The following is a 25,387-nucleotide window of genomic DNA, read 5'->3' on the forward strand; positions in this document are numbered from 1 at the left end:
AGCATTTCATTTCCTTTTCGTCCTTCATTTGTGGAGAGAGAATAGTGGACGCCGCACTGTTTTTGCCTGTCTGATTTTTTTCGCGGAAAGAGTACGGTCCCATGCAAACAGCCATCAGTAATAGCAATAATCCCAGGTCACCGATTTATTTTGCATCATTGTTCCTGCTGGTGCTGATTGGTTTTTATCCTTCTTATTTTGGCCGCCTGGCGCAGCTGGATTTCAAGCATCATTTTCACGGCATGGTCGCCACGGTCTGGATGCTCATGCTGGTTTTGCAAAGCTGGCTGGCCACGCACAGGCAATTGAACTTACACCGTACGATAGGCAAGCTGTCGATGGTGATTGCGCCTTTATTCATTATCTCTGGCATCCTTATCATGCAGGTCATGGTGTCGGGGAAAAATGGTTTTTCCAAGGCATTTGGCAGTCGCCTGGCTTTTGTCGATATCACGACCCTGATAGGTTTTGCGACCGCATATTGCCTGGCCATCCATTATCGCCGCACCCGCGCACTGCATTCCCGCTGGATGGCATGTACGGCTTTGCTTGCCTTCCCTCCTGCCGCTGCCAGGGTGTTTGGTAATTTTATTCCTGGTATCAATTCATTCCCTGCAGCGTTTCATGCAGGCTATTTTTTCACTGACATCATCCTGCTTGGCCTTATCGCTTATGACCTGCGTCTCGGTAAATTCAAGACACCATACTGGATGGTATTGGGCATCCTGATCTTGCAGCAACTGAGTTTTATTGTATTGCCGCAAATTCCACAATGGCAGGCAGTCACGGATTGGATAGCTGGCTGAGGCATAAAGCGAAGGATGTACAGCAGACGCGGTAAAATACGTCTTTTACCGCGTTTTCTTGTTTATCATGGCTCGCCTGCAACTATATTTTCCCGAAGACCAATATTATTTCACTACCCAGTTGACAGTCAGGGTGACTGACATCAATGGCGCCAACCACTTGGGTAATGACTCCATGATCTCCATGATTTCTGAAGCGCGGGCACGCTTCCTGTATGACTTTGGCATACGCGAAACTGCCGCTGGTGGCAGCGGTATCATCGTGACTGACCTCGCAACGACCTACAAGGCAGAAGCTCATGCGCGCGACCAGTTGCTGTTTGAAGTCGGTGTCATGGACTTTAACAAATATGGTGGCGACATCACCTTCCGCATCACCCGGCCAGCAGACCAGACCCTGGTCGCCATGGCAAAATCAGGTTTTGTGTTTTTTGATTACCGCGCCGGGCGCGTGGTGGAAATGCCGGAAGACTTCAAGGCCAAGTTTGCACGGGTGAATTTTCTGGATTGATTTGCCTGAAAAACAGCTCATGTCTTTTTTGGTCAAGACATGTGGGCAGATGAAGGAGACATTCCTACAACTTGGGTTGAGCCGGAGTCCGGGGCACTTCCCTGAATTGCGCCAGCATGCGGCTGGAAGGGCTGTCAGCCACCGTCAGCAAGCTAGTATCTGCTGCTGGCCTGGCATTATTCTTGTCTTCCTGTGCTGTGGCTGGCAAGGTTTTGGCGGCGTCCTTGCTGTCCAGCCTGATCTCATTTGGACTATTCTGGGTACCCAGGGCTTTGGCATTTTTTGTGTACTGCTCCATTGCCGGGTTCATGGGCTCCATTTTTTTTACCGAATAAATCAAGGCTATTACTTTCCCCACGTTCTGACATCTTGATCCAGTACACTTTATGCTGTGATGAATCATGTATTACGCTCATGCCAGGGTCTGCAGGAACATCAAGTTTCTTGATGAGATTGTCGCCCAGCGTGCCATTCAGGAACTGCGACATCATATTGAAATTACGGTAAGGCAGGCCATTCTTTTCATAGCCACCGCCAATATCACTGTGCGCACCGGCGACCATGACCTTCAAGAATCTACCATCTGCCGACAAGCCGTCATTGCTATAATTGGTTGCCGGAAATTGCAGCCTGCGCTCATCCGCCGCCCGAATCTGGATACCCGTAATCACGGTATCTGGCGGCCTTCTGTCATTCATTGAGGGCACGCCGGTGGCAACAGGATCAAACAAACCCAGGGCTTGCGGTATGGTGTCGCCTTTGACTAATGCGGGAACTGTATAAGAGATATCAGACTGTTCAGAATTATTGCTTGCTGGGCGATCGACCTTGCCTAGAATGTTCTGAACACCACGCTCAGCAACAATGCGGGAAAAGCCAGCAGCTTGCTCAGCACCACGACTGAAACCCACAGAAACGACACTGATTTTGGCATCCGGATTTTCCTGGAGCCAACGGTTACTCTGCCGTTCAAATTTCTCATACATCATTTCTATGCGTGCGTTGTATGTCACGCCAAGTGCGCCATCAACAGTACCCATTACACCGCTTTGCGTTCCTGGACCTGCCACATATTGACTTACTATATTAGGATTCTTCCCGTTGATATTTTCAAGTTGCTTGCTGAACAATCCTACATTGGTAATATGGGCCGGATCATTAATTGCATCGTTGCCTGTACCATCAAATAGTGCAACGAAAACTCTGGCATTTGGATTTTTGGCGTCATACAGATTGGGTACTTTAAATGTATCTATCTGTTCTTGTGCTTTCGTATAACTGGCTAATTGTTCAGGCGTTGCGATTTTTACGTCCACGCCGTCGTTGCCTGCAGTCGTCATAATTCAGTCAGTCAAAATGTCTTGGAATAGGCGAGAACGCGATGATCCCGCTCGTCTCTCAGAAGTGCATTTGGGTCTTTGGGAATCAGTTGTATGCTGGTGAACATATATACATTCACAGTTCTGTCATTTACTTCAATAATAAGGGTGGGGCGACGGCCTGATATAGGCATGGGTTTGTAAATGTCAGCAGGATTTTCATCATGTAGCACTTTCCTGTCTTTAAAAATGCTGTCCAGATCAAGCGTATGTTTAAAATGAGTCCCATCTTTTGAACGCCATTCCATTTCCACCAAACTCGCGAAACTCAAATAGGGGCCTGAGCCAGACCCAGGGTAACGGGCTGCATCTGCGGGAGTTTTTTCTCTGGCAGTTTCACCAAACGCGAGTTCGTGCGGCAAGCCCGCATAAACAAGCCGTAAATCGCCAGCACTGTAGACCTGGATATTCAGATCGTGTGAATCGAATTTCAAAACATCATCTTCTGCTGCCATGGCGAGGCTTCCCATTTGTGTTTGTAAAAGAATAGTCAGTATAGACGCCGTCCATTTCAGCACTTTTCTTCTTGATACAGTGTCAGTTTTTAACGTTAACATTTGCAATTAGACCGTGATAGTGCATGCTGATCCGAGTCAGGCGAGGCTGGAAAAAGAATGTGGAAATACATTACTTTAATCTCTCGCCTCACTACTGCCCATTCAGATTGAGTGTATCAATTAGTTGCCTCAGGAAAATTCAAGCGTCACCCTGCACAACATTAAATATTCCTTATGTTTATATCATTGATAGTGCGAAATTGTCCAGAGTTTCATGCATCATTACAGCATGCGATATTTATAAGGCCAACCGTGTAGACGGTCTGTCTTTGGAGATGCTTGCATCATGAGTAGCCATGCAGCATGCCAGTAGCAGAGTGACATTGGGAGATTGAAGGGAAAATGTACATCAGCCAGCAATTGCTACTCACCAGGCCGGAGAGTAGCAATAAGTACTACATCATCATGCACCAAACTTGTAATTGACTTCCACCCAGCCCTGGCGGCCAAGCGGGCTGAATGAACCGACCGGGTAGTTAGGCCAGCCACCGCTAAAGTCATACTTGATCTTGTTCAAGACATTGTTGACGATGACGGATACGCTCAGGTTTTTATTGGCCTGATAGACTGTGCTCCAGCTGGCGATGCCGGTAGGTGACAGGTAATACTGGCCAGAGCCATTCGGTATCTTGCCATAGCGCGTGACTGTCAGGGTATTGGAAAAATCTCCTTTTACCCAATTGACGCTGGTGATGAGCTTGTCGCGCCAGTCGGTGTTGCCAAGGTCGGCCAAATCATCATACAGGGCATCGCCTTCAAACTGCTTGGATTTTTTGCTCAGGGTCTTGCTGTAATTGGCCTTGATGCTGAAGCTGCCATAAGCACTGGTTTTGAGCTGATACTTGCCGCTGATGTCGATGCCACTGGTGGCCTGATAAGCCGCATTGATGGGATTGACCCAAATCTCCTGTATTTCACCGGCATGGCTCAACGCATCTTTGGGGTAGCGCTTGATACGGTTGATGGTATCAGCACACAGGCTGGAGCCTATATCGCGCTTGCCGGTGCGGCAATCAGCTTCATCGCGCAAGAGCTGGTCGGCACTGAGGTTGACGACCATGTCGCTGATCTTGATGTTCCAGTAATCAAGCGAGATATCAAACTGATTGCTGGGTGACCAGACCACGCCCAGGCCAAAGGATTTGCCTTTTTCTGACTTCAGGTCAGGGCTGCCAAACTGCACGTAGTTGGCACCTGGTGAGTAATTCGCATAATCACAATCCTTGAGTTCCTGGCCTTCAGCCTTGCAGCGGTAATAGTCAGTGGTGCTGGAATAATAGCCAGTGCCACGCGCCTTGAAGATGTAGTTCATGTCCGGTGCGCGGAAGCTGGTGGCGTAATTGGCACGGAATAAAAGCTCAGAAGTCGGGCGAATCTCCAGGCCGCCGTTATAGGTCAGCTTGCCATCCTTGCGGCCAGCGAAGTGATAATCATCATAGCGGCCAGCCAGGCTGGCGGTGACTTCCTTGAGCAGCGGCACATAGACTTCGGCACCGAGTGCATAACGCTGGCGCGAGCCACGCACATCATCTGATTTGGTGACAGTGTTGAACACGCCCTGGTTGATCTTGGGATCAGGCAGGTTATCAAAACTCTGGCGGCCTATCTCGGCAATGGCGGCAGTCTTGACCGCGCCTGCGGGCAGTTTCCATAATTCAGTGTTGACAGCCAGGCTCAGTGTTTGCGTGCGTGAACTGTCTGAGCTGCGAGATGCCGAGGTGATCTGGTCAAATTCTGCCGGTGTCAGCCTTTGCGTCAGGCGTTTTGGATCAGGTGCATAGATGGCGATGCCTGCGGCATCCAGACCCAGCTTGGGTCCCAGAAAAAACTGGTCTATATTCGCCAGCGTGCGCGGTGCCATGTTTTCGCTGCGGTAAGCGGAGGCGCTATACGCTGCTTCATAATTCCATTGCGTGCCGGGGATCACGCCTTTGATGCCGAGATTGATGCCGGCAGACTGGTCATCCCACAGGCGGTTGAAGCGGTTCACACCATTGATTTCTTCCGGTGCGAATACCTTGCTCCAGGCTTCATAGGCATTGCTGTTCTTGTTCCAGAAATAGCTCTGGTTGGTCGAGGACGATACCCAGCTAGGTGAGCGGGTATCGTTTTCTGTCTTGTTCTTGCCCAGCAGGATATCGGCGAACAGGGTAGTGTCTGCGTTCAAGTCCAGGTTGCTGCTGGAGAAAAAATTCAGGCTCTGGTTCTTGGTCTGCACTGTCCAGTGCATGGGGCTCAGACGCGGGCTCGCGCAATAGCTGCCCTTGCTGCTTTTATAGCTGATCTGCGTGCCTTCAAAAAAATCGCTGAGCTGGCTGCAGGTATCACCCAGATCCAGGTATTTGCCAGATTTCATATCCTTGCGATATAACGTCGCGCTCGGCGTGCTGCGGGTCGCCATGAAATCACGCTGGGTTGCACGCAGTGGTTCACGCTCGCTATACTCCAGGCTGAACAGGCTGCGCAACTGATCAACATTGGCGGTGCCAGAGAATTGCACGCGCTTGTTGCTGCCACCGCCGCGGTCAGTATCGCCGAGTTTGACATTCAGGTTATAACCCTGGCTTTCTTTTTTAAGGATGATATTGACCACACCAGCGATCGCATCAGAACCATAAATTGCCGAGGCACCGCCACTCAATATCTCTATGCGCTCTACGATATTCGACGGGATATTCGCCAGATTGGTAAAATTGACCGTGCCCTCATAAGCAATAGGGAAATCAGCCATGCGCCTGCCATCGAGCAGTATCAGGGTATGGTTAGGCCCCAGACCGCGCAGGCTGATGGTGTTGGCAGACGGTGTGAAGGTATTACCAAAGTCTTCGCCCTGGGTAAAGCCGGAATTTTGTACCGAGTTATTGATCGCATCATAGACATTTTTGTAGCCCTGTCTGGTGATTTCTTCCGCGGTGATGATGGTGATAGCTGCGGGACCTTCAAGACTGGCGCGTGGTATGCGTGAACCAGTGATGACGACGGCCTCGGATTTGCCTTCTGCCGTTTGGGCAAAGGCAGAATTACTCAGGGTCTGGCTGTAAAAGAGTGCCAGTAAACAGGCTGCAAGGGGTTTCAGCGCGGGTTGGCTTGCAGCTTTGCGGGGATAGTTTTTTTGATGCATGGGTCTTCTCAGGTATGAATGAAGACCGAAAAATATCAAGGATATATTTATATTAAAACGAATATATCCGTATATCCACATGCATAGCTTGATTGGTATTACTACTTATCCTCTGCCCTCAATCAACATCCGCATAAGGAATGTGTGGCACACTTATGAAAGTGGTTTCGTTTCCAATATTTCAGAATACGCGCAGTGTTTCTCAAAAAATCCTTGCATAACTTGCTCTGTCTGCTGTTGTGCTGTCTCGCATGCGCAGGCAGTACCGACGGCAAGGCAGAATCCATCACGCTCATTGGTGAGGATAGCTGGTATCCATATTCTGCCGTCAAGGATGGCAAGAACCGGGGCTTTGCCGTCGATGTCATCAAGGCCGCCTATGCGGCGGTGAATATTGATGTGCGCTTCATTGCCACCCCATATTCACGTTGCCTGATGCTGGTCAAAAGCGGGCAGGAGCTTGGTTGTTTCGACAGCCTCAGGGATACTGCACTGGAACCGGATTTCATCTTCCACAAGGAAGCCATCTTCAAGGCCAGCGTTGGCATCTATGCCAGAACAGACAGCCTGCAATCAAGAGTCAGCAAGATCAATGTGCAGGAATTGCATAAATATGTCATTGGTGTGACTCATGGTTATACCTATGGCAGTGCATTTGAAAACGATGCGCGCATAGTCCGTGAAGCTGCACCCAGTGATTTATCCAGCTTGCGCAAACTCCTGCTTGGGCGTTCTGACTATTCTCTCATCTATACCCGTATTGCCGATTACCTGAGCAGCATGCACCCGGATGAGTTCAAAGGAAAAATCCAGCAAACCGGCATCCTGCTGGAAGACAGTCTGTATGTAAGTTTTTCCAAGCGCCGCCCGGAATCACAGCGCTATGCAAACGCCCTCGACCAGGGTCTGCGTCAGATCAAGGCAAATGGTGTGTATGCGGCCATAGAACGGAAATGGGCCAGGCCAGAGCCATGAACTTGGCGCACCCTACCAACCTGTATATTGATAACTAGAATTGCATTTGCAGACAATGAAGGAAAAATGAATTACGTAATGGAAGAAATTTCCAAAGCTGACCAAGACAAGATTTTCAGCGATCTCACCAATGACTTTAAAAAGACGCGATGGTTGCAGATGAGAGGAGGTTATTTTAACGATGGTGTGCCAATAAAATGGGCCATAGACAGAGAAAACGATACTTACTTGTTTTATGCCCCGCAAGTCAGCATGTCGGAAGAAAATAAATATTATTTCTTCTTTAAGAAGGTTATGTATGTCCTGCACATAAAAACGAGGGACCCACAGACAATTTATTTTGCTGAACATGTGAATATGAAGCCTGCAAAACTCGAAGAATTGAAATCGGCCATTAAAGCTGCTTTTGCTGAATATGGGGTGTATGCCGGGGGAAGATCTCATTACCCTCCGAATAAATTTGGGGACGTGATAGTGCCATGAGTTTGATATCAAATAAAGTAGTCCCCATCGGTAAAACAGATTCTGCACACCGCCTCTCCACCCGCCTCGCTTTCCTCGCCGCTGGCCTGGTTGTTTCTGCGTGGGCGCCACTGGTGCCGTATGCCAAAGAAAGGCTGGGCCTTGATGAAGCTGCTCTTGGCCTGCTCTTGCTGTGCCTTGGTGGTGGTTCTTTGTGTGCCATGCCTGTGACTGGCATGCTGACTGCACGCTTTGGTTGTCGCCCCGTGATCTTGTCGGCAGGTGCATTGACTTGCCTGATCCTGCCTTGCCTTGCTGTCGTCAGTAGTCCCTTGCTATTTGGTCTGACGCTCCTGTTGTTCGGGGCTTCAGTAGGCACTCTCGATGTGGCGATGAATATACAGGCCGTGATTGTTGAGAAGAACAGTGGTGCCGCGTTGATGTCCGGCTTTCATGGCATGTTCAGTGCCGGCGGTTTTCTCGGCGCGGGTACCATGGCTTTGCTGTTGTGGCTGGACATGCCTGTCCTGGCCGCCAGTATCTGCCTGAGTTTGCTGGTCGCATTGATGTTGCTGATTGCCAGCCCGAATCTGCTGCATGAAATCGAAGCATCCGAGCGTGATGGCCCGCAATTTGTGATACCGCACGGTGCAGTGATTTTTATCGGTGTCCTGTGTTTCGTGGTTTTCCTGGCCGAAGGTGCCTTGCTCGACTGGGGGGCATTATTGCTGACCGCCGGGCGCGGGCTCGATGCCGGGCAGGGCGGCATAGGCTATGCCGCTTTTTCGGTCGCCATGACCTTGGGCCGCCTGACGGGTGACCGCGTAGTGGCGCGCCTGGGTGGCAAGCTGGTCATGCTGGCTGGGGGCGTGTGCGCGGCGCTGGGTTTTTTTGCCGCTGTACTGGCCAGCTCAGCAGTCATTGCCATCCTGGGCTTTATTTTGATAGGCATAGGTGCATCAAATATCGTGCCTATCTTGTTCAGCGCCGCAGGCAAGCAAAATGCCATGCCTGCCAGCCTGGCCATCGGTGCCATCACCACCATAGGTTATGCCGGTGTGCTGGCAGGCCCGGCACTGATAGGCTTTGTTGCCCATGCCATCAGCCTCAACATGGCATTTGCAGGGCTGGGTGTGGCGATGTTGCTGGTGGCTGCCAGTGCGAGATTGAAGCTGTTTTCAGGAAGCCCAGTCTGATTGATTTGCTGGCGTAAAGCTGTTTAAAAAAATCTTCAGCTACAATAGGCTTTCATTTTCAGCCTACAATTTTCGCCATGACCTCATCCGCATACCGCAAATTCGCCCAGCCACAATTATCAGAAGCCAGCATACAGGCCGTGGTGGATGTGCTACGTTCCAACTGGATTACGACTGGCCCCAGGGTCGGTGAACTGGAACAGGCGCTATCAGCAACTTTTGGACATCGCCCCACCAGGTTGCTGACCTCGGCCACAGGTGCGATGGAGGTGGCGCTGGCACTGTGCAATATAGGTGAAGGCGATGAAGTCATTACGTCTGCCCAGACTTTTTTCTCGGCCATGAACATGATTGTCAAATGCGGTGCCAAGCCCGTATTTGTCGATTGTGACCTGATCACCCGCGCCATTGACCTGGCCCAGGTCGAAGCCGCCATCACGCCCAAAACCAAAGCCATCATGCCTACCCATTTCCCCGGTGCGCTTGGTGATATGGATGCGCTGTATGCACTGGCGAAGAAGTACAAACTGCGGGTCATAGAAGATGCAGCACTGGTGCAGGGTTCGAAGTGGAAGGGTAAACCCGTAGGCTCATTTGGCGACATCGCCATCTTCAGCTTCCATCCAAACAAAAACATGACGACCATAGAAGGTGGTGCGATTGTGGTTAACGATGAGACAGAAGCGCAGCGGGTAGATGTGCTGCGCTTTCACGGGATCACCAAGCTGCCAGACCAGACCCGTGATGTGGTAGAGGCCAGCGGTAAGTTCAATATGTCGGACGTATCAGCCGTGATAGGCCTGCATCAACTGACACAGTTCGACGACTTCATGGCCCAGCGCCAGGTGCTGGCAGATCGCTATTTCGCCAGCTTCCCGCAGATACCTGGTGTCGTGCTGCCACCGCAGGGCCAGCCAGACCAGACCTGGAATATGTTTTGCGTGCTCATCCCTTACGAAAACTTTGGCCACACCCGCAGCAGCTTCCGTGCGGCGCTGCATGATGCAGGTATAGGCACAGGTGTTTCCTATGAAGCCTGCCACACTACTACCGTGGGCAAGAGTTTTGGCTATGGCGATGGTATGTTCCCCAATGCAGAACGCATCGCCCGCGAGACTGTGACCCTGCCTTTGCATGTGGGTTTGACGGTGGGGGATGTGGATGAGATTTGTGCGGCGGTGAAAAAAATATTGATGGAAAAATGAGATGCAATTTAGCGAAAGCCTTGCTGCGCCAGACTCTGATGACTCCATCAAAATAGCGTTGTTGCGTCAAATGATGAAGTCTGAACGATACATTGCCTTGTATGAACTGATGGGCAATATTTCAAAATATAGTGGAGCTGATCCATATCCGCACATGAGTGATGCGGAATTACTTGCATGGAATTACGCCTCATTCCATTTGGATTTTTTGTCAAGGTTTGGTAACGCGGTTTCACCATTAACAGAAATTAATGGGAAACTATGGTTCGCTCATCCGGTTGAATTTGAAAATTGGCTCGCTCTTGGTGCGCCAGGATTTTTCCTTGACGATTTGCGTGCCTATTTGGATGATTTTCCGCTTTAAATTTATAGTCTCTTAACTTACAGGTGCTCGCTGCCAAATTGATTCTTTTGTATCTCTCCATGCACGCCAGCCCAATGGCAAGTCCGCCAAAGCACAAACATTGGGATCATGCTCCGCTATGCTTGCCAGGCTAACTAAGACCATATCAGACTCGGAAGGATGGGATTCTGGCCCATGGAATTGCCAGCCACCATCATCCTCATCGTGCGAGACATAGGCAATCCAGTTGTCACCTGTGAAGAAGTTCTTGTTCGCGATAACCGCTATATTTGACGGGTCGCTAAATGGCCATGGATTCATCGTTAATTTATTGATCTAATTTTGTATGGTAGTCAAAACTGCTTCGCTTTGTACCGTTGAGCAGTTTTATTAAAATTTGAATTTCAGGCTCATCAAATACATCATCCAGATCGTCAAAATCTGCTTCTATAGAATGTTTGCTGAGATTCCTTAGGCATGCACGCAATATTGAGAGCAAACCATTAATATCGTAATCATAGCCATCGCCATCAAAAGCTATCCAGTTTTCAAGGAATTGGACTAACTTGTCGCCAGTATCTATATCTTTGAATTCCATGATTTTCTTAGGTGATGGTAAGCACGTAGCTTGTTTGCGCTATTCTTGCAATACACTGCGTAATAGGCTGCATGGGGTCGAGAAATAAGGGTTACCTGCTGACCTGGCAAACATGCGGCGCATTACAATACGCCCTACGTCAAGAGTATTGCTTTGACTTGGAAATTTTTTTGCTATGTAAATTCAATCGCCCGCATCCTTGCGCTTCTCCGGCGCATCCGGCACTGCGACTTTTTGCCCATCCACGCCTGCCTTGCTGAGCTGGCCTTTTTCCCAGAACAGCATTTCACCCTTGACGCCGCCCTTGATGCCGGAATCTATAGAGATGACTTTGCCCTGATAATGGGAATACACACCGTCCATGGTGGTGTGGCCAACGACGATGCGTTCGAGCTTGAGTTGCTGCAGCATCTTATCAAGGTCGGCAAGGGGTAATTTGGGCGCATTGAAATAGCCACGGTACCAGAGCGGCCCTATGCTGCCGTACAGCCAGCTCAGTACGTCATCCGTCTTGACCTGCGCTTTGCTCAAACCCAGTGTGCTGCGGTATTTTTCATTGATTTGCTGCAGGCTCATGTTGAGGTTTTGATGATCGGGATGCAGGCCGCCATGCATAAAGAGCATGTCATTGACCTGCACGATCACAGGTTTGCTGCGCAACCAGCGGCCGAGCACGCTGCTGTTGTCAAACATTTGCTGATAACTGACATTCAGGTGCTGGGCGACGGCAGCATATTTTTTATTCAGGTAACGCACGTCGCCTGCCATGGAGATAGCTTCATGATTACCCAGCAGCAGGTGCACGCCACCACCGGCGGCGCTGGCCTGTGCCTCAAGTGCATATAGCAGCCACAGGGCTTCAGTGACCTTGGGGCCACGGTCAAGCACATCACCGGTGATGACGAGATGGCCTTTGCCATATGTCCATTGCCAGTCCTGGTTGATGATGCCATTGGCCTGCAAGAGTTTGAGCATGAGGTCAAACTGGCCGTGGATGTCACTGATGGCGGCGAGCTTGTCGGTCTTGAATTTGATGGTCGCAGGAAAGGCGGTTTCTGCGGGACGTATCGTCAATGCCTGCGGATAACCGCAAGCTGCGGGCAGGCTGATGTTGGCAGAGCTGGTAAAACTTTGCTTTTGCAATTGGTCATTGCATATCCAACTGACATCCAGCCCCCCCTTGTCTGGCTGTGTGGGCGACTGGTAAAACGCATACGGGCCATCATTGATGCCGCTGACCGGTGTTGCGGACGTTGATACCGCAGATTCCGTAGATGCCGCAGCCGCAGCCGATGAAGGCACTGGCGTAGCATTTTGCGCCAGCGCCGTACTCAGCATTAAGGCACTGGCGAGGGCGGCAACGCTACTGCGCAATACGAATGAATTGAATGAATTGAACGAGCGAAGGCGAAATAGTGATGCTGATGCTGGCATGATCTATCTGGAAAATTTTTGCTTAGTTTTTTAGATAATAAACTTCACCCCGATAAATCTCGGGCTTGGCTTGATTCGTGTTCAAGACCGGCAAGACCAGCCTCGGTGGCAGATTGCCGAGCTTCCATTCACTGGCCAGTGTCATGGCTTGCTGTATTTCTTCTGTCTTCAGGCGGAAGGCCAGGCCCAGTTTTTGTTTGTTGGGCATGTCCTGCATTTCCTTGGCGGTATCGAGCCTGTCGGCGATAGAGAAATACAGGTAGGCGCGGGGCAGGTCGGCGGCAATGCCATTGCCTTCGCTATAGATATTGCCCAGCCAGGCAAATGCACGGGCGTGACCCTGGCGGGCAGCCTGTGCCAGCAGGTGGATGGCCAGATTGACATCGCGTGGCATGCTGGCACCGGACACGTACTGGGTAGCCAGATAGGTCTGTGCCTGGGGGTGGCCCTGCCCGGCTGCCTGCGCCGCATAGATATTGGCGACGCGCTGGTTGACCTCGGTACCCAGGCCCAGCGCAAAAATGCGCGCCAGGCGGAACTGGGCTTCTGCATCATGCTGGTCGGCGGCGGCCCGGTACAACTTGTTGGCCTGCTCCATATCCTTGGGTACACCCAGGCCCATTTCATGGCAAATGCCCAGGGTGACCTGGGCGCTGGCCAGACCTTGCGCAGCAGCTTTTTGATACCAGGAGATGGCTTGTGCCATGTCTTTTTCTACACCTATGCCAAGGCGATAGCCTTCTGCCAGATTGAATTGTGAACTGGCATAGCCAGAAGCAGCGGCCTTGCCAAACCATTCCATGGCCTTGGCTTCATCCTTGTCTGGCCCTTTGCCGCTCAGGTACAGGGTGCCCAGATTATGCTGGGCAGCGGCTTCGCCGCTTGCTGCCCGGGTGCTCCAGTCCTGGAAGGCCAGGGCAAAATTACCCTCTCTGAAGGCGGCTGCGCCGACATCCGGTGCGGCTGTGGCAGCAGGTTTGGCTGGTGCGGTGACTGCTGTGGCAATGGCATTAGCATTGGCAGTCAGAGCATGGGCTGAGAGCAGAGAGCAGAGCAGGGTAGTAATGAGTGTGGATTTGTACATGGATGATGAGACAGGCTGGCAGGCGCACGGCTCAGTTTTGCTATTGAGGGTGTTAGTGTAATTCATCTTGCTCTGTGCAGGTGAAATCAGCACTGCTCCAGGTTATCGTCCAGCATCTGCTGCCATTCTTCTGACCAGGCCAGCAAGGGCAGCATTGCCTTGACCAGGTTCAAGCCTGAGGGGCTTAGGCTGTAACCGCCACCAGCACCCATCTCGACGATGCGGGTTTCGCGCAGTTCGCGCAGGCGCTGGTTGAGCACAGTGGGCGACATGGCGTCGCAGCGATCACGCAGTTCCCTGAAGCTCAGTGGCTCGCCCCGCAATTCCCAGATCATGCGCAAAGTCCAGCGGCGGCCCAGCAAATCCAGTAAGGCCATGATGGGGCGACCAGTCTGCGATCCCCGTACTGCCAGCCCTGGTTTTGGTGTCGTCATATTTTTTCCTTGCGCTACATTAAATGTAGCGGTATGCTGTTTGCTACTGATAGCGTAGCGGTTTGTGAATTTTAACACCGGGCGATGCCTTGTTGGCATTGACCCTTATTTCATTGCGATTTTTTTCAGGAGAAGACGATGAGCATGCCAAGAATTGCCCCGCTGGAGCCACCTTATGATATCGACGTAGAGCAGGCTTTTGCCCGCATCATGCCACCCGGCATGCCGCCCTTGACGCTATTCCGTACCCAGGCGCATAACAAGCGTGTCTTGCTGCGTATGTTTGCAGGCAATCTGCTGGACAAGGGCGACATATCCTTGCGGGAGCGCGAACTGATCATCCTGCGCACCTGTGCCCGTTGCGGTTCGGAATATGAATGGGGTGTACATGTCACCCTGTTTGCCGCCAGAGCAGGCTTGAGTAAGGAAGACATTGCCGCCACGCTCAGCGATGCGCCAGCATCAAGCGCCTTGTCAGCCAGCGAATTGCTATTGCTCAAAGCCGTCGATGAATTGCATGAAACATCAAGCATTGCTGATGCATTATGGGCAAAGCTGGAGCAGCATTTCAGCCAGGCGCAGCTACTCGAAATCACCAGCCTGGTGGGCAGTTATCACACCGTGTCCTTCGTCACCAATGCCGCAAGAATAGAGCTGGAGACTTTTGCCGCGCGTTTTGCGCAATACCAGTAAGCCGGCATTCTGAATCAGTTACCGGTTTTTCGCATCATGGCCTGTAGCCTGAACAAGTCACACATTGCGTACAGGCCTACCGACGCAACCAGGTGGATCTGGTCAGGTTTGTCAGTAATGCCCGTGGCAATCAGGTGGAACTGGTTAGCCGGGTCAGGCACATGGCGCATGCCACAGACTGCATGCAATGAAATGCGTGTCTTGCCATCATTATAGGTCTCACCTTGCGCTGTGCATCCCTGTAAGGCGACCATGTCCGGCCTGTGTTCAAAGCGCGCCCGGTAAAACTCGATGACGGGGTATTCATTAAAGCCATTGATCTCATGCACATAAGCAGCGTAATAGTATTGTTCAAGCTGGATGGCAATGACATCCTGCGCCCGCAGGAAGGTCAGGTTGTCTCTCGTCGATGGCCGCTTTTTCAAAGACTGGGCAGGGCTGTTCAGCAAGGCTTTGATGGCATCGGTATTTCTGAAAAAAGCATCGCTGAGTGCCACTGCTGCATTCAAGTTGTCTATGGCCTGCAATGCACACACGGTAATGGCTGCCTCGGTCATGCCGTGCTTGTGCAAGAGCAGCGCCAGTGCCAGGACAGTCTTGTCTCTGTATAAGGGCGTGGCTTCATCGTCACTGGCGTTGAGCACACAATTCCAGCGCGCCAGCAGTTTGGGCAACACATAGCCAGCCACGGTCAGTTGCTGATCATGTTTGGCATAGCTCATGGCAGTTGACGTCAGGCTGGCGACATCATCTTCTATGACCTGCACCAATTGATGGGCGGCCAGTTTGTCGAGGGCTTGCTGGTGGGTGATGGCATTCATATGAAACGAAAAAAATAAGGTGAAAATGGATCACAAGGAGCAGCAGTCATATACAAAGCATGCTGGCAGGCCCTTGCTCACCCGGATGAACTCGGCCAGAGCATATCACCATACCACCATGCCAGCATACGTGGCTTACCCCACCCACACCTTGTAATCTATACCATTCTGGATTGATCCTATGACCTGCGCCTGATTCTCTGTACTCTCGCAAAAACTGGCCAGTGCTCCGGCGGCAGTAATCTGTCCTTTGCTGATCTGTTCATTCCAGTAATCAAAGCCAGCCTGATCCGGTGCACGGTGCAAGACATTCTGGTAAAAATTGGTGATCAATGTCGTGGTACTGGGGTTGCTGCCAAACAGTTTTTGAAACTCTGCCGACTGAAAAAAACCAGCCGCTACCGTGGTCAGGCTAGAGCCCTTGTCCATGTCCTTGATCCAGTAGCCCAGACCTTCGAGGTCGGGTTTGCGTCCAAATGCTGCCTGGTACAGGCGATAAGCCTGGCCGGCAGTACCATTGATGTCCAGTGCTACATTCCTGTCCGAGAACTGGATGCGCTCGATATTGTTCAGGGTGTCACTTGCATCTATGCCCAGCTTGTCCAGAACGCTGAACCCGTTTGCAGTTTTGGTGATGGTGTAGTCACTACGCAGTGCTGCATAGACAAAGGTGTCAAGGCCATTGCCACCATCGACCATTTCGCCGTCATGGCTGTTTTGTAAAATATCATTGGCAGCAGTGCCGGTGACAACTTTTGGTGGAGTGCTGGCATTGACGAGATAGAGCCTGCTGACGACGCTTTCTGCTGTGCCTGCCATATCTGTATAGTTGGCCACTGCACGGACTGCCAAACCGGCCAGGTCGCTGGCCAGCGTCAGCGTGGCAGACTTGGCTCCGGCAATATCGCCCCAGCTTGTTCCGTCGCTACTTTTTTGCCATGAATACTGTACGGTCCCCATGCCATCAACATCGGTAATGCTGCTGGTTGCGCTGACCTGTCCACCGACGACTTTTTCGCCGTTGACAGTCACTGTGCCGACAGGAGGATCATTGACAGGCTTGATGGTCGCCGTGACGACAGCGGTTTGTGTGTCTATGCCATCCCTGGCCTGGATACTGAAGGTGTCTGTACCATAATAGTTTGCGTCAGGTACATAGGTGTAAGTTTGAAATGAAAAGCCATTGCTGAGAAGAATCTTGCCATGTTTGGGATCACTCATGACTTGCAATTTGGTCCCAAAACCTGATTTGAATGGATCATAAGTATCCATATAGGAGGAGTCTTCATTGAGGCTGATATTCAGAGACCCCGCTGTATTGGTAAGTGAAAATGCATAAGCTGGTGGATCAATGAAGCTGGCTTGAGCACCATTGATTCTCAGACTGGAAAAGTCCAGGTCAAAATTTCCACTACCTGTGCCAGTAAAAACCAGGGTGGCGAATGGTTGGCTGCCGCTGACGCCGGTAAATTGCCCGTTGATTTCTGCGTTGCCTGCGCTACCGACGATAGTGCTGGACAGCGAGGTGCTGGAAGTGCCACTGAATGACGCATCCTTCAGCGAAAGCTGTGATGCGGTATATGAAAATTTCAGGTTGACTGAATTGGTCGCTGCCAATCCATCTGAATACAATTTAATAACTAACTTGCCGGCTTCTATGCTTTGCGTGATCGTTACTACAGCCATGTAAAAAACTCCTTCAACGTTTTATGAGACGATGGCATGCGCCGCAATGCAAATTTCATGCAAATTTGAAGTGAATGTCATGCACATCGTGGATGCATTATTTTTATTGTAGGAATTTTATCATTCATTGTTATTGATGCATGTCAGTCAGATACTTTTCTGATACTCAATCATGAACTATTTATGTTCAGCGCCCAGTCAGATCTGCTCCCTGGGTTTTGCCGTGCTGGGTTTGTAATCGTATGCGCGATCCAGCAACACGTACTCTGCCAACAAAGCGTTGTAGCGCTGGTTCAGGGCTACACGTAACTGCTCACAAGTTGCCTGAGCGGGATATTGCAACAGGCTTTGCTCTATTCTCCTGGCAGCATCCTGCCCTGATGTTGCTTGCTGCATTGACGGCCTGTATCAGGGAACTGCCCGCAGTATGGCTAACGGGATAAAACTTGTAGCTCAGGCTCTCTGTGACTTCGGCACTGAGTGCGCAACTCACAAACAGCAGGACTGACATGCACAAATTTCTTTTCTGCATATACTCTCTTTAACCCGATTGGTGCCTTTTTTCATGACCGATGCAGATGTTTGCTGACATCATTGAACATAGACTCATCGTAAGTGCGTCCGGTTCTTTCAGTTTCTGTGATCAGCTTGCGCCACAGCAAAGGGATATCGGTGTTCAGGGCCATGAATTTTTGCAGGCCACATGCATACGCATACTGGTAATTGTCGGCCTGGGCCGCGACCTTCTTGCAATTAGCTATTGCAGTTTGCTGGTAATTGCTGACCTCTGTGACTGTCCATGTTCCTGTTTTTTGCAGGGCATCAACAGCCATGGCTTCGGCACCGCCCTCATGTATCCAGGCGGATGCTTCACCTATACCGCCCTGGCTGACATTTTCTTGCCAGATATGGGCCATTTCATGGGCGACCAACTTTTGCACTAGCTGTTGTATCGCAGGATGTTCATTGAGCATGGCCTTGCCGCTGAGGCGGAAAGTGATTTGCCCGTTGGTGGCACCGCCCTTCATGGAAAACCCGGCAGTGCTGGTATCCGTCACAGAAATCATCAAGACCAGTTCACGCAAGAGAGGGCGTTGGTAGGTGCTGGAAAAATAGGCTGACATGGTGCTGGTGGTGTCGAGAATAAGTCTGGCCAGCCATTCAGGTGTAGCCGGGTCCAGCACCAGTTTGGCCGCGCCTGCAAGGACGGGTTTTTGCGGCCCGAAATAAGCATAGGCACGCAAGCTGCGTTCTGCATCGGCGAAGCTTGGTGGGGGTATGACAGTCTCGCCAGGCAGGCCTTGATAGTTGACGGTCAAATTCATGCCGCGTGTCTTGTCGCCTTCTTGCACATCACCGTCAAAAAATCCCATATAGATACCCGCACCACCATTGCTGTAGCGATTATTCGGCGCATAGTTTTTTGGTGCAAAGTCGTTATAAGAGGTGATTTCAAAACTGAGCTGGCGCGTAGGCTGCGCCAAGATATAACTGTCCATCGGCTGATCAGGCTGGGCAGATGGCTCCGCCTGATAGTGCACGCCGCTTGTCAGCGGCTTCCAGGCAGTGCTGCGGTAGTCGCCAGCAGCAGGCATGCTGAACCGGGAAATCGCTTCGCTAAAGCGATAGTCTGCACGCCATTTGTCGGTGGCTATGCGGGTCAGTTGCAGCTGTGCAGGCAACTTGCCTGATACACTGGCGATAGCGGGCAAAGTGATCAACAGGTTGATGCTGGTTGCCATCGCTGTGAGAATCAGGGAAGTTCGCATGGGGGCATTCAAGAGTTGTTGAATATGCCAGCATTCTATAAGAAAAAATCAGCGCAGTGCCTTTGTGTTATCTTTTATTTCATTGATACCAGAGCATACCCACACTGCATAATATCAATCCGCAAGCACAGTATTTGAGTGTTACCGTCTGGTAAGCAGGAGATAAGCAGGACATAAGCACGACATAAGCAGGAGAGCCGGATACCTGTTCCGCAAAGCTATGGCCGGCTGGGTAATCCACATGACTTTGCATAAAATTATAGCCATATCGTCTGCATTTGCTGCACTAGCAGGACTGAGTTCGCGCTATTGCTATCGCATCGTCACCGCCAGCAGCGCAACCGCCAAGGTCGGTCATTTCATCCACTGGCTGCAGGATGAAATGACCGGGATGCAAAACTATCTAGAACAGTAGGTTGCGCCATGCGCACCATCTTTTAAAAGCGCATGGCCAGGCTGGAGCTGATTTTGCAGACTCGGCAAAGTAGATATCATGCCGCCGCAAGTTGGCGCGGTTTTTTCCAGAAGCCTGATTTGACTTCACCCTTCTTCCGGGCCAGGTACAGGAATACCACACCCATCAAGGTCGCCAGAAAAACCGCGAGCACTGAAGCTTCCGCCCCAAAAGCACCACCGCTGAGCCATTCAGAACCTGTCATATGGGTTTGCAGCCAGCCCTTGCTGTCTGTGCCGGATACTGCGACAGAAAACACCGCACCCTGGGTAAAATTCCAGGAGAAATGCATGGCGATACACAGGGCCAGGCGACGTGTCAGCATATAGGCTGCGCCGAATGCGATACCCGCTTCCAGTGCAATCGCAATTGAACTGAAGACAGTGGCACCCGGGTTGGACGCATGGGCAAAGCCAAAGGCCAGGGCAGAGATCAGGATGGCAACGGCACTGCCCAGGGATTCTTCCATCATGCGAAAGATCATGGCGCGGAAAAACAGCTCTTCCATGACCGCCACCACGACAAAAATGGGCAGGTATTTGAGCATCAGCCTGGGGTCATTGTAGCCATCGACATGAAACACGCCCAGCAAGGACAAACTGCCCAGCACCAGCACAAACAGCATGGCACCCAGCACCAGTCCGATCAGCCATTCTTTCCAGGCAGAAAATAAGGCCAGCTCAGTCGCCTTGCGCTTTTCTATGATGCGTACATAGAAAGCATAGCTCAGCCAGCCCAGCAGCATGGCTGTGATATTGCGAAATACTACCCAGTCAGGCCCGCCCAGGAAATGTGACATGGCCTTGCGGGAAACAAATTGCACGCCACCGACGATGAGTACCGCCAGCAGGAATTTGACGATAGTAAATTGCAAAAGTTTTTGATGCCAGACTGGCTTACCAAGACTGGCGTTGATTTCTGCTGTGGTCATAAATATCCCCATGGATTTTGTTGTGAGTATAGTCTGCGTCAGCCACGCCCAGCAATGGCAGGCAATGCCCAGCAATAAGCTCATGGATGACTGGCTGGCACTATAAACAGGTGACAAACTATTTACATCAAGGATAAGACAAAGTGTAAAAAGCGGGGATTGAATGGGAAAATACGGCGATAAAAAGCAAGTCCCGGATTGATATTCCGCCAGCCTGCTATCCCGCGGCAGACATGCCCTTTACTGCAAATCCCTGTATTTTGTCTGCTTCCTGCCAATACTAAGGATTAAGTTGCACTTCGCTGGCGGATTCCTGACACAGACAGGGCAGTGGGCATTACACTTTAATGATGCACAGGCGCTGCCGAAAATCTATTTATCCAGGACATCAGATGAAATTACTCAGACTGCTGACACTGCTATGGATGACCGTGGGCTGCTTGTACCCTGCGCACGCCAGTGATGTTGCCAGCAATTCCAGTAATGTCAGCAGCAACGCGGGCAAGCTGATACGTTATCCACGCCTGTCAGCGCAGTTTGATCCGCATAGCGACTATGTGCTGGAACTGTTAAGACAAGCGATCAAGGCCAGTGGCCAGCCTTATCAGTTGCAAGCCAGCGAGGCGCCCATGCAACAGGCGCGTGGCATCTATGAGCTCAGTTCGGCGAGGGGGAATGTCGATATTCTCTGGACCATGACCACAGATGAGAGGGAGGCGCAGCTGATTCCCATCCGTATCCCCATAGACAAGGGTCTGATAGGCTGGCGCATTGCTCTGCTGACAGAAGCTAATACGAATATCTTCAAGAATGTCAAAAACCTCAAGGACCTGGCCGCCTTCACTGCCGGGCAAGAGCTGGATTGGCCCGATGGCCCTATATTGAAAAGCAATGGCCTGCCGCTAAAAACCTCGGCATCCTACGAACCCCTGTTTAATATGCTCAAGGCGGGCCGCTTTGATTATTTCCCGCGGTCTGTCTTTGAAGTACAGGTTGAGCTTGATGGCCGCCCAGGTCAAAAACTGGTCATCGACAAGCATATCGCTCTGTATTATCCAGCTGCCCTGTACTTCTTTGTCAGCCCGCGCGAACCAAAAATGGCAGAAGACATACAGAACGGCCTGGAAGAAATGATCAAAAATGGCAGCTTTGAAAAAATATTCCAGCGCTACCAGCAAGCCACGATCAAAAACATCAACCTCAAATCCCGCACCATCATCAGCTTGCGCAACCCTTTGCTGAACCCGGAGAAAATGCCTTTGAACAGGCCGGAATTGTGGTTTAAACCTTGAGAAGACCGACTGCGTTTCAACGCGATTCTTGCTGCTGAAAAATTGGGGTAGGGTGCGCCGTGCGCACCTGTCAAGGTTTATCCAAATTTTCTTGTGCAGGCAAATCACGGTACAACTTCAAAAACCTGAACATCTTAGGCCATTCTTCACGCGGCTTGAACACAATCGCAACTTCCCGGTTATCAAGTGCAGATTCTGTCAGCACTACATGATCTTCAACCAGTTTGGCATTCTCAAATTCTTTGGCATTGACACGGCATACCGCCTTAAAAAATGGCCCGGCCAGCCATGCTTTGACTTCCGGGGTATCCTGAAAGCGCAGATAGCCCGCCAGGGATGCATGGGCCACCGCCACCATTGCAAAGCCAAGAGGAACGTCTTCTTTGACGAGGATATACATTTTCATAGAGGAACTTCAGCAAAAGTGAAATATGAAAGCTGGTTAAATTACATAGGCCAGGGGGCGCCGTGCGCACCGTTTATCGCTACATGGCAAATCTATCGATGCGCACTATGCACCCTGCACCCTGCAAATTGCCATGATCCATAAAACGCTTGTGTGCTATCTTACAAAGTCGATTCCGTCGCCGCATCCAGCTTGTCTTGCGCCGGGAACTCTGTCACCAGATAGCGTTCTGGATAAGCTTCCGTCTTTTGCATGAGTTCACCCGCCGTGCTGCACAAGTCATCCCAACTGAGGATCTTGCTGGTGTATTCACCCTCCTGGTTGCCGGGGATGACCATGGCGACCAGGTCGGTTTTGGGCAGCAGCGATACTACGCCCTGGGTCCAGGTTGAGAGTGAAGTCAGCTTGTCGGTATCATTGTTCTTGAGTACGGTATAGCTGGCGACAAAAATATCTTCCTGGGTCTTGTCATGCAGGGCTTCGAGCAATTCTTTTTGCGAACTATAGTCTTCTGCTCTTTGCGCGGTCTGCAAGTTCTTCAGGCGATCAAGTACATCGGCATTCTCGGGTAGATAGCTGACGGCCTTGCCATCCCTGAGTTTGTACATGCCGGCTGAGACTACCCGGCCTTCCTGTTCCATGCAGGATTGTGCATGCTCCAGCATCGCTAATTGCGAGGTGCTGGAATTGGCATTGCAGAGCAATAACATGCCACGGGTGGGTACCATCAATACCGGGTCACTCCCGCAACCGGCGCGGTAAATCAGGTCAGGCAAGAGTATGCGTGAAGAGTCATAGGCATCTTCCCACACCCCGGCGACGACACCTTCACCAAGATTGACAAACTTGTCTTCAGTGCGGTCGCGCAAATTATCCAGCGCCACTTTCAAGGCATCTTCCAGGCTGATGTTCCAGCTTTCATAATTACTCTGATTGACCAGTGCCATTGAATGCTCGGTATCGTAGGCCAGCATCAGCATGGCATCGTCGCCAAAGGGCAGGGCAGCCTGCTGATAAGACATGGGCTTGTCCTGTATCAGCGAAGTCAGGCGCAGGTATTCACCCTGGCCGCAGGGTTTGAGGCTGGGCATCAGATGTTTGCTGGCACTGGCAAAATCGTCGGGTATGCCATTTACTTGCAGGCCTGCGGTGTATTTCAGCAGCACATGGTCGCGCTGGCTTTTGGCCGCAGCACAATAATCACGGTAGGCATTGTGCAGGTTCAGGATGTGCGAGCCATTTTCACCAACCACCAGACGGAACTCCGCCTCATCAAAATGCATGGTCTGGGCGATGCCCTGGTTGCGGGCATACTTGATGACGATCTGGGCAAATTTGTGCGTCGATGGTTTGGACTTGAATAAATCGAAGAATCCCATGAATCTCCCGGCCTGCTGTGTGGTTATCGTAAATCCAGTGATGCCCTGCATCTTTGCTGCAAGGCTTTTTCCGTATGATAACGTCAACGACGGGATTTGTGTTCGCAGTATTTGTGGCACTTGTCCTGGCGAGGCAAGCTTTGCCGCGGATTTCAGTTTTGATTGGCAATGAGCTTCGGTTGCCTTGCACCAGGAATTTGCTTATCGACAGCTTTGAGTGCTCTGATCTGCGCTTTGACGGGCCTTGTTGCTGAAGACAATCCGCTACTTTTTACCAGTGTAAATGCATCTACCAGTTCACTGAGACCAATTGCCTGGGTCCTCAAGCTTTCCGCCGAGGCTGCAGCCTGTTCTACCAATGCTGCATTTTGTTGTGTAATATCATCCATTTGTGTAATGGCTTGATTGACCTGTTCTATCCCTGAGCTTTGTTCCTGGCTGGCGATGGTAATATCATGCATGATTTCTGCAGCGCGTTTTACGCCGGATACAATTTCATGCATGGTCTTGCCTGCTTCTTCTACTAGCTTGTCGCCGATATCGACTTGCTCAACCGAGTCGTGAATCAATGTCTTGATTTCCTTGGCAGCACCAGCGCTACGCTGCGCCAGATTACGTACTTCACTGGCGACGACAGCAAATCCACGTCCCTGTTCACCTGCTCGTGCGGCTTCAACTGCGGCATTCAAGGCAAGAATATTTGTCTGGAAGGCGATACCATCGATCACGCCTATGATGTCGGAGATTTTGGATGAGCTATGCTTGATCGCTCCCATGGTTTCAACTACCTTCGCTACGGCGTGGCCTCCTTTTTCAGCAATTTTTGCGGTGGACGCAACCAGTTGGGTCGCTTCATGTGAATTGTCGGCATTTTGCTTCACGGTGGAGGTCAATTCTTCCATGGATGAAGCGGTCTCTTCCAGTGAGCTTGCCTGTGATTCAGTGCGGCCAGACAGATCGGAATTACCCTCTGCAATCTCGCTTGCACCATTGGTAAGATGGCTGGTCGTCTGGCGTATCTGGCCAACCAATAATTTTACGTTGGTTTGCAAGATACGCAGGCCTTGCCCCAGATTGACGACCTCCTGGCTTCCTTCGGTTTTGATATGCTGCGATAAATCGCCTGCACTCATGGTCTGGATATCCTGGATCATGCTCTGCAAAGGGAATAGCAGTTTTTGACGCAAGTTAAGGCTGAAACCCACAATCAGGCCAACCATTGCCAAGGCGAGAAGATTGACCATATTCTGGTTAGGTGCTTTGATATTCCCCGCATTTGACAGGTAGATGATTGCACCCATGAGCAGAATTGTCAGTGCATTGAAACTGACTAATTTTTGCGACATGGTTAGTCTGGAAAAAAAATCCAGAGAAGAAAACGCGCTACGTTTGATGGCTGCACCTTCCCGGATGATCAGTGATTTGTCACCATTCTTGATCGCACGATAGGCTGCGTCCGCAGCCCTGACCTGATCACGGCTGGGCTTGACACGTATCGAGGTGTACCCCACCATTTTGCCATCCTTGATCAGCGGTGCTGCATGCGCCTCCACCCAATAATGGTCACCATTCTTGCAACGATTTTTGACCAGGCCCGTCCAGGATTTGCCTTCTTTGATGGTGTGCCAAAAATCTGCGAATGCCTCGACCGGCATGTCCGGGTGGCGCACGATGTTTTGTGGTGCACCAAGCAATTCATGCTCGCTAAAGCCACTGATACGAACAAAGTCGTCGTTGACGTAGGTAATATTCCCCTGCAAGTCTGTTTTGGAAACGATGGTTTCCGTGTCTTGCATGATGTATTCGTGATTGGTAACTGGCAAGTTGTTACGCATGATAGGCCCCTTGGTA

26 protein-coding genes are annotated in these 25,387 nt (G+C 51.0%); 10 read left to right on the forward strand and 16 right to left on the reverse strand.

Annotated elements, in window-relative coordinates; all coding sequences use genetic code 11:
• Positions 1–101 precede the first annotated feature (101 nt).
• Positions 102–806, forward strand: coding sequence for a hypothetical protein (locus ACO0LN_RS07515; protein ID WP_422972424.1), 705 nt, complete (start codon positions 102–104; stop codon positions 804–806).
• A gap of 67 nt (positions 807–873) precedes the next feature.
• Positions 874–1,317 (forward strand): thioesterase family protein, encoded by a 444-nt coding sequence (locus ACO0LN_RS07520; protein WP_422972426.1) that lies wholly within the window; start codon positions 874–876, stop codon positions 1,315–1,317.
• A 64-nt stretch (positions 1,318–1,381) separates the two neighbouring features.
• Here the strand turns inward: ACO0LN_RS07520 and ACO0LN_RS07525 are convergent, their stop codons facing one another.
• The 4 genes from ACO0LN_RS07525 to ACO0LN_RS07540 form a co-directional block, all read right to left on the reverse strand.
• The gene (locus ACO0LN_RS07525; RefSeq protein ID WP_422972428.1) at positions 1,382–1,615 is read right to left on the reverse strand and encodes a hypothetical protein; all 234 of its coding nucleotides are present in this window, start codon (positions 1,613–1,615) and stop codon (positions 1,382–1,384) included.
• Positions 1,569–2,657 carry a phospholipase effector Tle1 domain-containing protein gene (locus ACO0LN_RS07530; RefSeq protein ID WP_422972430.1) on the reverse strand — a complete coding sequence of 363 codons (1,089 nt, stop codon included), beginning with the start codon at positions 2,655–2,657 and terminating at the stop codon, positions 1,569–1,571. Before ACO0LN_RS07530 ends, ACO0LN_RS07525 begins: the two co-directional genes overlap by 47 nt.
• 11 nt (positions 2,658–2,668) lie before the next feature.
• Positions 2,669–3,151, reverse strand: a complete 483-nt coding sequence (locus ACO0LN_RS07535; protein WP_162043091.1) for a hypothetical protein — start codon at positions 3,149–3,151, stop codon at positions 2,669–2,671.
• Between the two features lie 505 nt (positions 3,152–3,656).
• The gene (locus ACO0LN_RS07540) at positions 3,657–6,374 is read right to left on the reverse strand and encodes a TonB-dependent receptor plug domain-containing protein (protein WP_422972432.1); all 2,718 of its coding nucleotides are present in this window, start codon (positions 6,372–6,374) and stop codon (positions 3,657–3,659) included.
• A 195-nt stretch (positions 6,375–6,569) separates the two neighbouring features.
• On the opposite strand from ACO0LN_RS07540, the gene ACO0LN_RS07545 reads away from it, so the two are divergent.
• The 5 genes from ACO0LN_RS07545 to ACO0LN_RS07565 all read left to right on the forward strand — a co-directional run bounded on the left by ACO0LN_RS07545 (position 6,570) and on the right by ACO0LN_RS07565 (position 10,576).
• The gene (locus ACO0LN_RS07545) at positions 6,570–7,349 is read left to right on the forward strand and encodes a substrate-binding periplasmic protein (protein ID WP_422972434.1); all 780 of its coding nucleotides are present in this window, start codon (positions 6,570–6,572) and stop codon (positions 7,347–7,349) included.
• Positions 7,350–7,427: 78 nt separating this feature from the next.
• Positions 7,428–7,832 carry a hypothetical protein gene (locus ACO0LN_RS07550; RefSeq protein ID WP_422972436.1) on the forward strand — a complete coding sequence of 135 codons (405 nt, stop codon included), beginning with the start codon at positions 7,428–7,430 and terminating at the stop codon, positions 7,830–7,832.
• Positions 7,829–9,007 carry an MFS transporter gene (locus ACO0LN_RS07555; RefSeq protein WP_422972438.1) on the forward strand — a complete coding sequence of 393 codons (1,179 nt, stop codon included), beginning with the start codon at positions 7,829–7,831 and terminating at the stop codon, positions 9,005–9,007. The genes ACO0LN_RS07550 and ACO0LN_RS07555 overlap by 4 nt, the downstream gene beginning before the upstream one ends.
• A gap of 77 nt (positions 9,008–9,084) precedes the next feature.
• Positions 9,085–10,212, forward strand: coding sequence for a DegT/DnrJ/EryC1/StrS family aminotransferase (locus ACO0LN_RS07560; RefSeq protein ID WP_422972440.1), 1,128 nt, complete (start codon positions 9,085–9,087; stop codon positions 10,210–10,212).
• Between the two features lies 1 nt (position 10,213).
• On the forward strand, positions 10,214–10,576 hold the full coding sequence (locus ACO0LN_RS07565) for a hypothetical protein (RefSeq protein WP_422972442.1): 363 nt from the start codon (positions 10,214–10,216) through the stop codon (positions 10,574–10,576).
• A gap of 307 nt (positions 10,577–10,883) precedes the next feature.
• Here the strand turns inward: ACO0LN_RS07565 and ACO0LN_RS07570 are convergent, their stop codons facing one another.
• The 4 genes from ACO0LN_RS07570 to ACO0LN_RS07585 form a co-directional block, all read right to left on the reverse strand.
• Positions 10,884–11,153, reverse strand: coding sequence for a hypothetical protein (locus tag ACO0LN_RS07570; RefSeq protein WP_422972443.1), 270 nt, complete (start codon positions 11,151–11,153; stop codon positions 10,884–10,886).
• Positions 11,154–11,336: 183 nt separating this feature from the next.
• A complete protein-coding gene (locus ACO0LN_RS07575) occupies positions 11,337–12,587 on the reverse strand; it encodes a metallophosphoesterase (RefSeq protein ID WP_422972445.1) in 1,251 nt (416 codons plus the stop codon).
• Positions 12,588–12,609: 22 nt separating this feature from the next.
• Positions 12,610–13,737, reverse strand: a complete 1,128-nt coding sequence (locus ACO0LN_RS07580; protein WP_422972447.1) for a tetratricopeptide repeat protein — start codon at positions 13,735–13,737, stop codon at positions 12,610–12,612.
• A 20-nt stretch (positions 13,738–13,757) separates the two neighbouring features.
• On the reverse strand, positions 13,758–14,105 hold the full coding sequence (locus ACO0LN_RS07585; RefSeq protein ID WP_422972449.1) for a winged helix-turn-helix transcriptional regulator: 348 nt from the start codon (positions 14,103–14,105) through the stop codon (positions 13,758–13,760).
• Positions 14,106–14,243: 138 nt separating this feature from the next.
• Here ACO0LN_RS07585 and ACO0LN_RS07590 point away from each other — a divergent pair, with 138 nt between their 5' ends.
• Positions 14,244–14,798 carry a carboxymuconolactone decarboxylase family protein gene (locus ACO0LN_RS07590; RefSeq protein ID WP_422972450.1) on the forward strand — a complete coding sequence of 185 codons (555 nt, stop codon included), beginning with the start codon at positions 14,244–14,246 and terminating at the stop codon, positions 14,796–14,798.
• 14 nt (positions 14,799–14,812) lie between these two features.
• Here the strand turns inward: ACO0LN_RS07590 and ACO0LN_RS07595 are convergent, their stop codons facing one another.
• The 4 genes from ACO0LN_RS07595 to ACO0LN_RS07610 form a co-directional block, all read right to left on the reverse strand.
• Positions 14,813–15,619, reverse strand: a complete 807-nt coding sequence (locus ACO0LN_RS07595) for a hypothetical protein (protein ID WP_422972451.1) — start codon at positions 15,617–15,619, stop codon at positions 14,813–14,815.
• Positions 15,620–15,754: 135 nt separating this feature from the next.
• Positions 15,755–17,305 carry a DUF4214 domain-containing protein gene (locus ACO0LN_RS07600; RefSeq protein ID WP_422972452.1) on the reverse strand — a complete coding sequence of 517 codons (1,551 nt, stop codon included), beginning with the start codon at positions 17,303–17,305 and terminating at the stop codon, positions 15,755–15,757.
• A gap of 198 nt (positions 17,306–17,503) precedes the next feature.
• The gene (locus tag ACO0LN_RS07605; RefSeq protein ID WP_422972454.1) at positions 17,504–17,701 is read right to left on the reverse strand and encodes a DUF922 domain-containing protein; all 198 of its coding nucleotides are present in this window, start codon (positions 17,699–17,701) and stop codon (positions 17,504–17,506) included.
• A gap of 167 nt (positions 17,702–17,868) precedes the next feature.
• Positions 17,869–19,074 carry a basic secretory protein-like protein gene (locus ACO0LN_RS07610; RefSeq protein ID WP_422972456.1) on the reverse strand — a complete coding sequence of 402 codons (1,206 nt, stop codon included), beginning with the start codon at positions 19,072–19,074 and terminating at the stop codon, positions 17,869–17,871.
• A 241-nt stretch (positions 19,075–19,315) separates the two neighbouring features.
• Between ACO0LN_RS07610 and ACO0LN_RS07615 the strand changes: the two genes are divergently transcribed.
• Positions 19,316–19,489: a hypothetical protein gene (locus ACO0LN_RS07615; RefSeq protein ID WP_422972458.1), complete on the forward strand. Its 174-nt coding sequence runs from the start codon at positions 19,316–19,318 to the stop codon at positions 19,487–19,489.
• 76 nt (positions 19,490–19,565) lie between these two features.
• Here the strand turns inward: ACO0LN_RS07615 and ACO0LN_RS07620 are convergent, their stop codons facing one another.
• On the reverse strand, positions 19,566–20,459 hold the full coding sequence (locus ACO0LN_RS07620; RefSeq protein WP_422972460.1) for a lysostaphin resistance A-like protein: 894 nt from the start codon (positions 20,457–20,459) through the stop codon (positions 19,566–19,568).
• A 392-nt stretch (positions 20,460–20,851) separates the two neighbouring features.
• On the opposite strand from ACO0LN_RS07620, the gene ACO0LN_RS07625 reads away from it, so the two are divergent.
• Positions 20,852–21,751 (forward strand): substrate-binding periplasmic protein, encoded by a 900-nt coding sequence (locus tag ACO0LN_RS07625; protein ID WP_422972461.1) that lies wholly within the window; start codon positions 20,852–20,854, stop codon positions 21,749–21,751.
• A gap of 70 nt (positions 21,752–21,821) precedes the next feature.
• Here the strand turns inward: ACO0LN_RS07625 and ACO0LN_RS07630 are convergent, their stop codons facing one another.
• From ACO0LN_RS07630 to ACO0LN_RS07640, 3 genes are all read right to left on the reverse strand, one after another.
• Complete coding sequence (locus ACO0LN_RS07630; protein ID WP_422972463.1) at positions 21,822–22,157, reverse strand: hypothetical protein; 336 nt, start codon at positions 22,155–22,157, stop codon at positions 21,822–21,824.
• 161 nt (positions 22,158–22,318) lie between these two features.
• On the reverse strand, positions 22,319–23,536 hold the full coding sequence (locus tag ACO0LN_RS07635; RefSeq protein WP_422972465.1) for a hypothetical protein: 1,218 nt from the start codon (positions 23,534–23,536) through the stop codon (positions 22,319–22,321).
• A 152-nt stretch (positions 23,537–23,688) separates the two neighbouring features.
• A complete protein-coding gene (locus tag ACO0LN_RS07640) occupies positions 23,689–25,371 on the reverse strand; it encodes a methyl-accepting chemotaxis protein (protein WP_422972467.1) in 1,683 nt (560 codons plus the stop codon).
• Positions 25,372–25,387: the final 16 nt, after the last annotated feature.

Origin of the sequence: Undibacterium sp. TC9W (genome assembly GCF_049339865.1) — a bacterium.
Classification (GTDB): Bacteria; Pseudomonadota; Gammaproteobacteria; order Burkholderiales; family Burkholderiaceae_D; genus Undibacterium.

Excerpts from the sequence above, each read along its gene's own strand:
- ACO0LN_RS07515 (WP_422972424.1), top strand. The coding sequence starts at position 102 with ATGCAAACAGCCATCAGTAATAGCAATAATCCCAGGTCACCGATTTAT.
- ACO0LN_RS07520 (WP_422972426.1), top strand. The coding sequence starts at position 874 with ATGGCTCGCCTGCAACTATATTTTCCCGAAGACCAATATTATTTCACT.
- ACO0LN_RS07525 (WP_422972428.1), bottom strand. The coding sequence starts at position 1,615 with ATGGAGCAGTACACAAAAAATGCCAAAGCCCTGGGTACCCAGAATAGT.
- ACO0LN_RS07530 (WP_422972430.1), bottom strand. The coding sequence starts at position 2,657 with ATGACGACTGCAGGCAACGACGGCGTGGACGTAAAAATCGCAACGCCT.
- ACO0LN_RS07535 (WP_162043091.1), bottom strand. The coding sequence starts at position 3,151 with ATGGCAGCAGAAGATGATGTTTTGAAATTCGATTCACACGATCTGAAT.
- ACO0LN_RS07540 (WP_422972432.1), bottom strand. The coding sequence starts at position 6,374 with ATGCATCAAAAAAACTATCCCCGCAAAGCTGCAAGCCAACCCGCGCTG.
- ACO0LN_RS07550 (WP_422972436.1), top strand. The coding sequence starts at position 7,428 with ATGGAAGAAATTTCCAAAGCTGACCAAGACAAGATTTTCAGCGATCTC.
- ACO0LN_RS07555 (WP_422972438.1), top strand. The coding sequence starts at position 7,829 with ATGAGTTTGATATCAAATAAAGTAGTCCCCATCGGTAAAACAGATTCT.
- ACO0LN_RS07560 (WP_422972440.1), top strand. The coding sequence starts at position 9,085 with ATGACCTCATCCGCATACCGCAAATTCGCCCAGCCACAATTATCAGAA.
- ACO0LN_RS07565 (WP_422972442.1), top strand. The coding sequence starts at position 10,214 with ATGCAATTTAGCGAAAGCCTTGCTGCGCCAGACTCTGATGACTCCATC.
- ACO0LN_RS07570 (WP_422972443.1), bottom strand. The coding sequence starts at position 11,153 with ATGGAATTCAAAGATATAGATACTGGCGACAAGTTAGTCCAATTCCTT.
- ACO0LN_RS07575 (WP_422972445.1), bottom strand. The coding sequence starts at position 12,587 with ATGCCAGCATCAGCATCACTATTTCGCCTTCGCTCGTTCAATTCATTC.
- ACO0LN_RS07580 (WP_422972447.1), bottom strand. The coding sequence starts at position 13,737 with ATGAATTACACTAACACCCTCAATAGCAAAACTGAGCCGTGCGCCTGC.
- ACO0LN_RS07585 (WP_422972449.1), bottom strand. The coding sequence starts at position 14,105 with ATGACGACACCAAAACCAGGGCTGGCAGTACGGGGATCGCAGACTGGT.
- ACO0LN_RS07590 (WP_422972450.1), top strand. The coding sequence starts at position 14,244 with ATGAGCATGCCAAGAATTGCCCCGCTGGAGCCACCTTATGATATCGAC.
- ACO0LN_RS07595 (WP_422972451.1), bottom strand. The coding sequence starts at position 15,619 with ATGAATGCCATCACCCACCAGCAAGCCCTCGACAAACTGGCCGCCCAT.
- ACO0LN_RS07600 (WP_422972452.1), bottom strand. The coding sequence starts at position 17,305 with ATGGCTGTAGTAACGATCACGCAAAGCATAGAAGCCGGCAAGTTAGTT.
- ACO0LN_RS07605 (WP_422972454.1), bottom strand. The coding sequence starts at position 17,701 with ATGCAGCAAGCAACATCAGGGCAGGATGCTGCCAGGAGAATAGAGCAA.
- ACO0LN_RS07610 (WP_422972456.1), bottom strand. The coding sequence starts at position 19,074 with ATGCGAACTTCCCTGATTCTCACAGCGATGGCAACCAGCATCAACCTG.
- ACO0LN_RS07615 (WP_422972458.1), top strand. The coding sequence starts at position 19,316 with ATGACTTTGCATAAAATTATAGCCATATCGTCTGCATTTGCTGCACTA.
- ACO0LN_RS07620 (WP_422972460.1), bottom strand. The coding sequence starts at position 20,459 with ATGACCACAGCAGAAATCAACGCCAGTCTTGGTAAGCCAGTCTGGCAT.
- ACO0LN_RS07625 (WP_422972461.1), top strand. The coding sequence starts at position 20,852 with ATGAAATTACTCAGACTGCTGACACTGCTATGGATGACCGTGGGCTGC.
- ACO0LN_RS07630 (WP_422972463.1), bottom strand. The coding sequence starts at position 22,157 with ATGAAAATGTATATCCTCGTCAAAGAAGACGTTCCTCTTGGCTTTGCA.
- ACO0LN_RS07635 (WP_422972465.1), bottom strand. The coding sequence starts at position 23,536 with ATGGGATTCTTCGATTTATTCAAGTCCAAACCATCGACGCACAAATTT.
- ACO0LN_RS07640 (WP_422972467.1), bottom strand. The coding sequence starts at position 25,371 with ATGCGTAACAACTTGCCAGTTACCAATCACGAATACATCATGCAAGAC.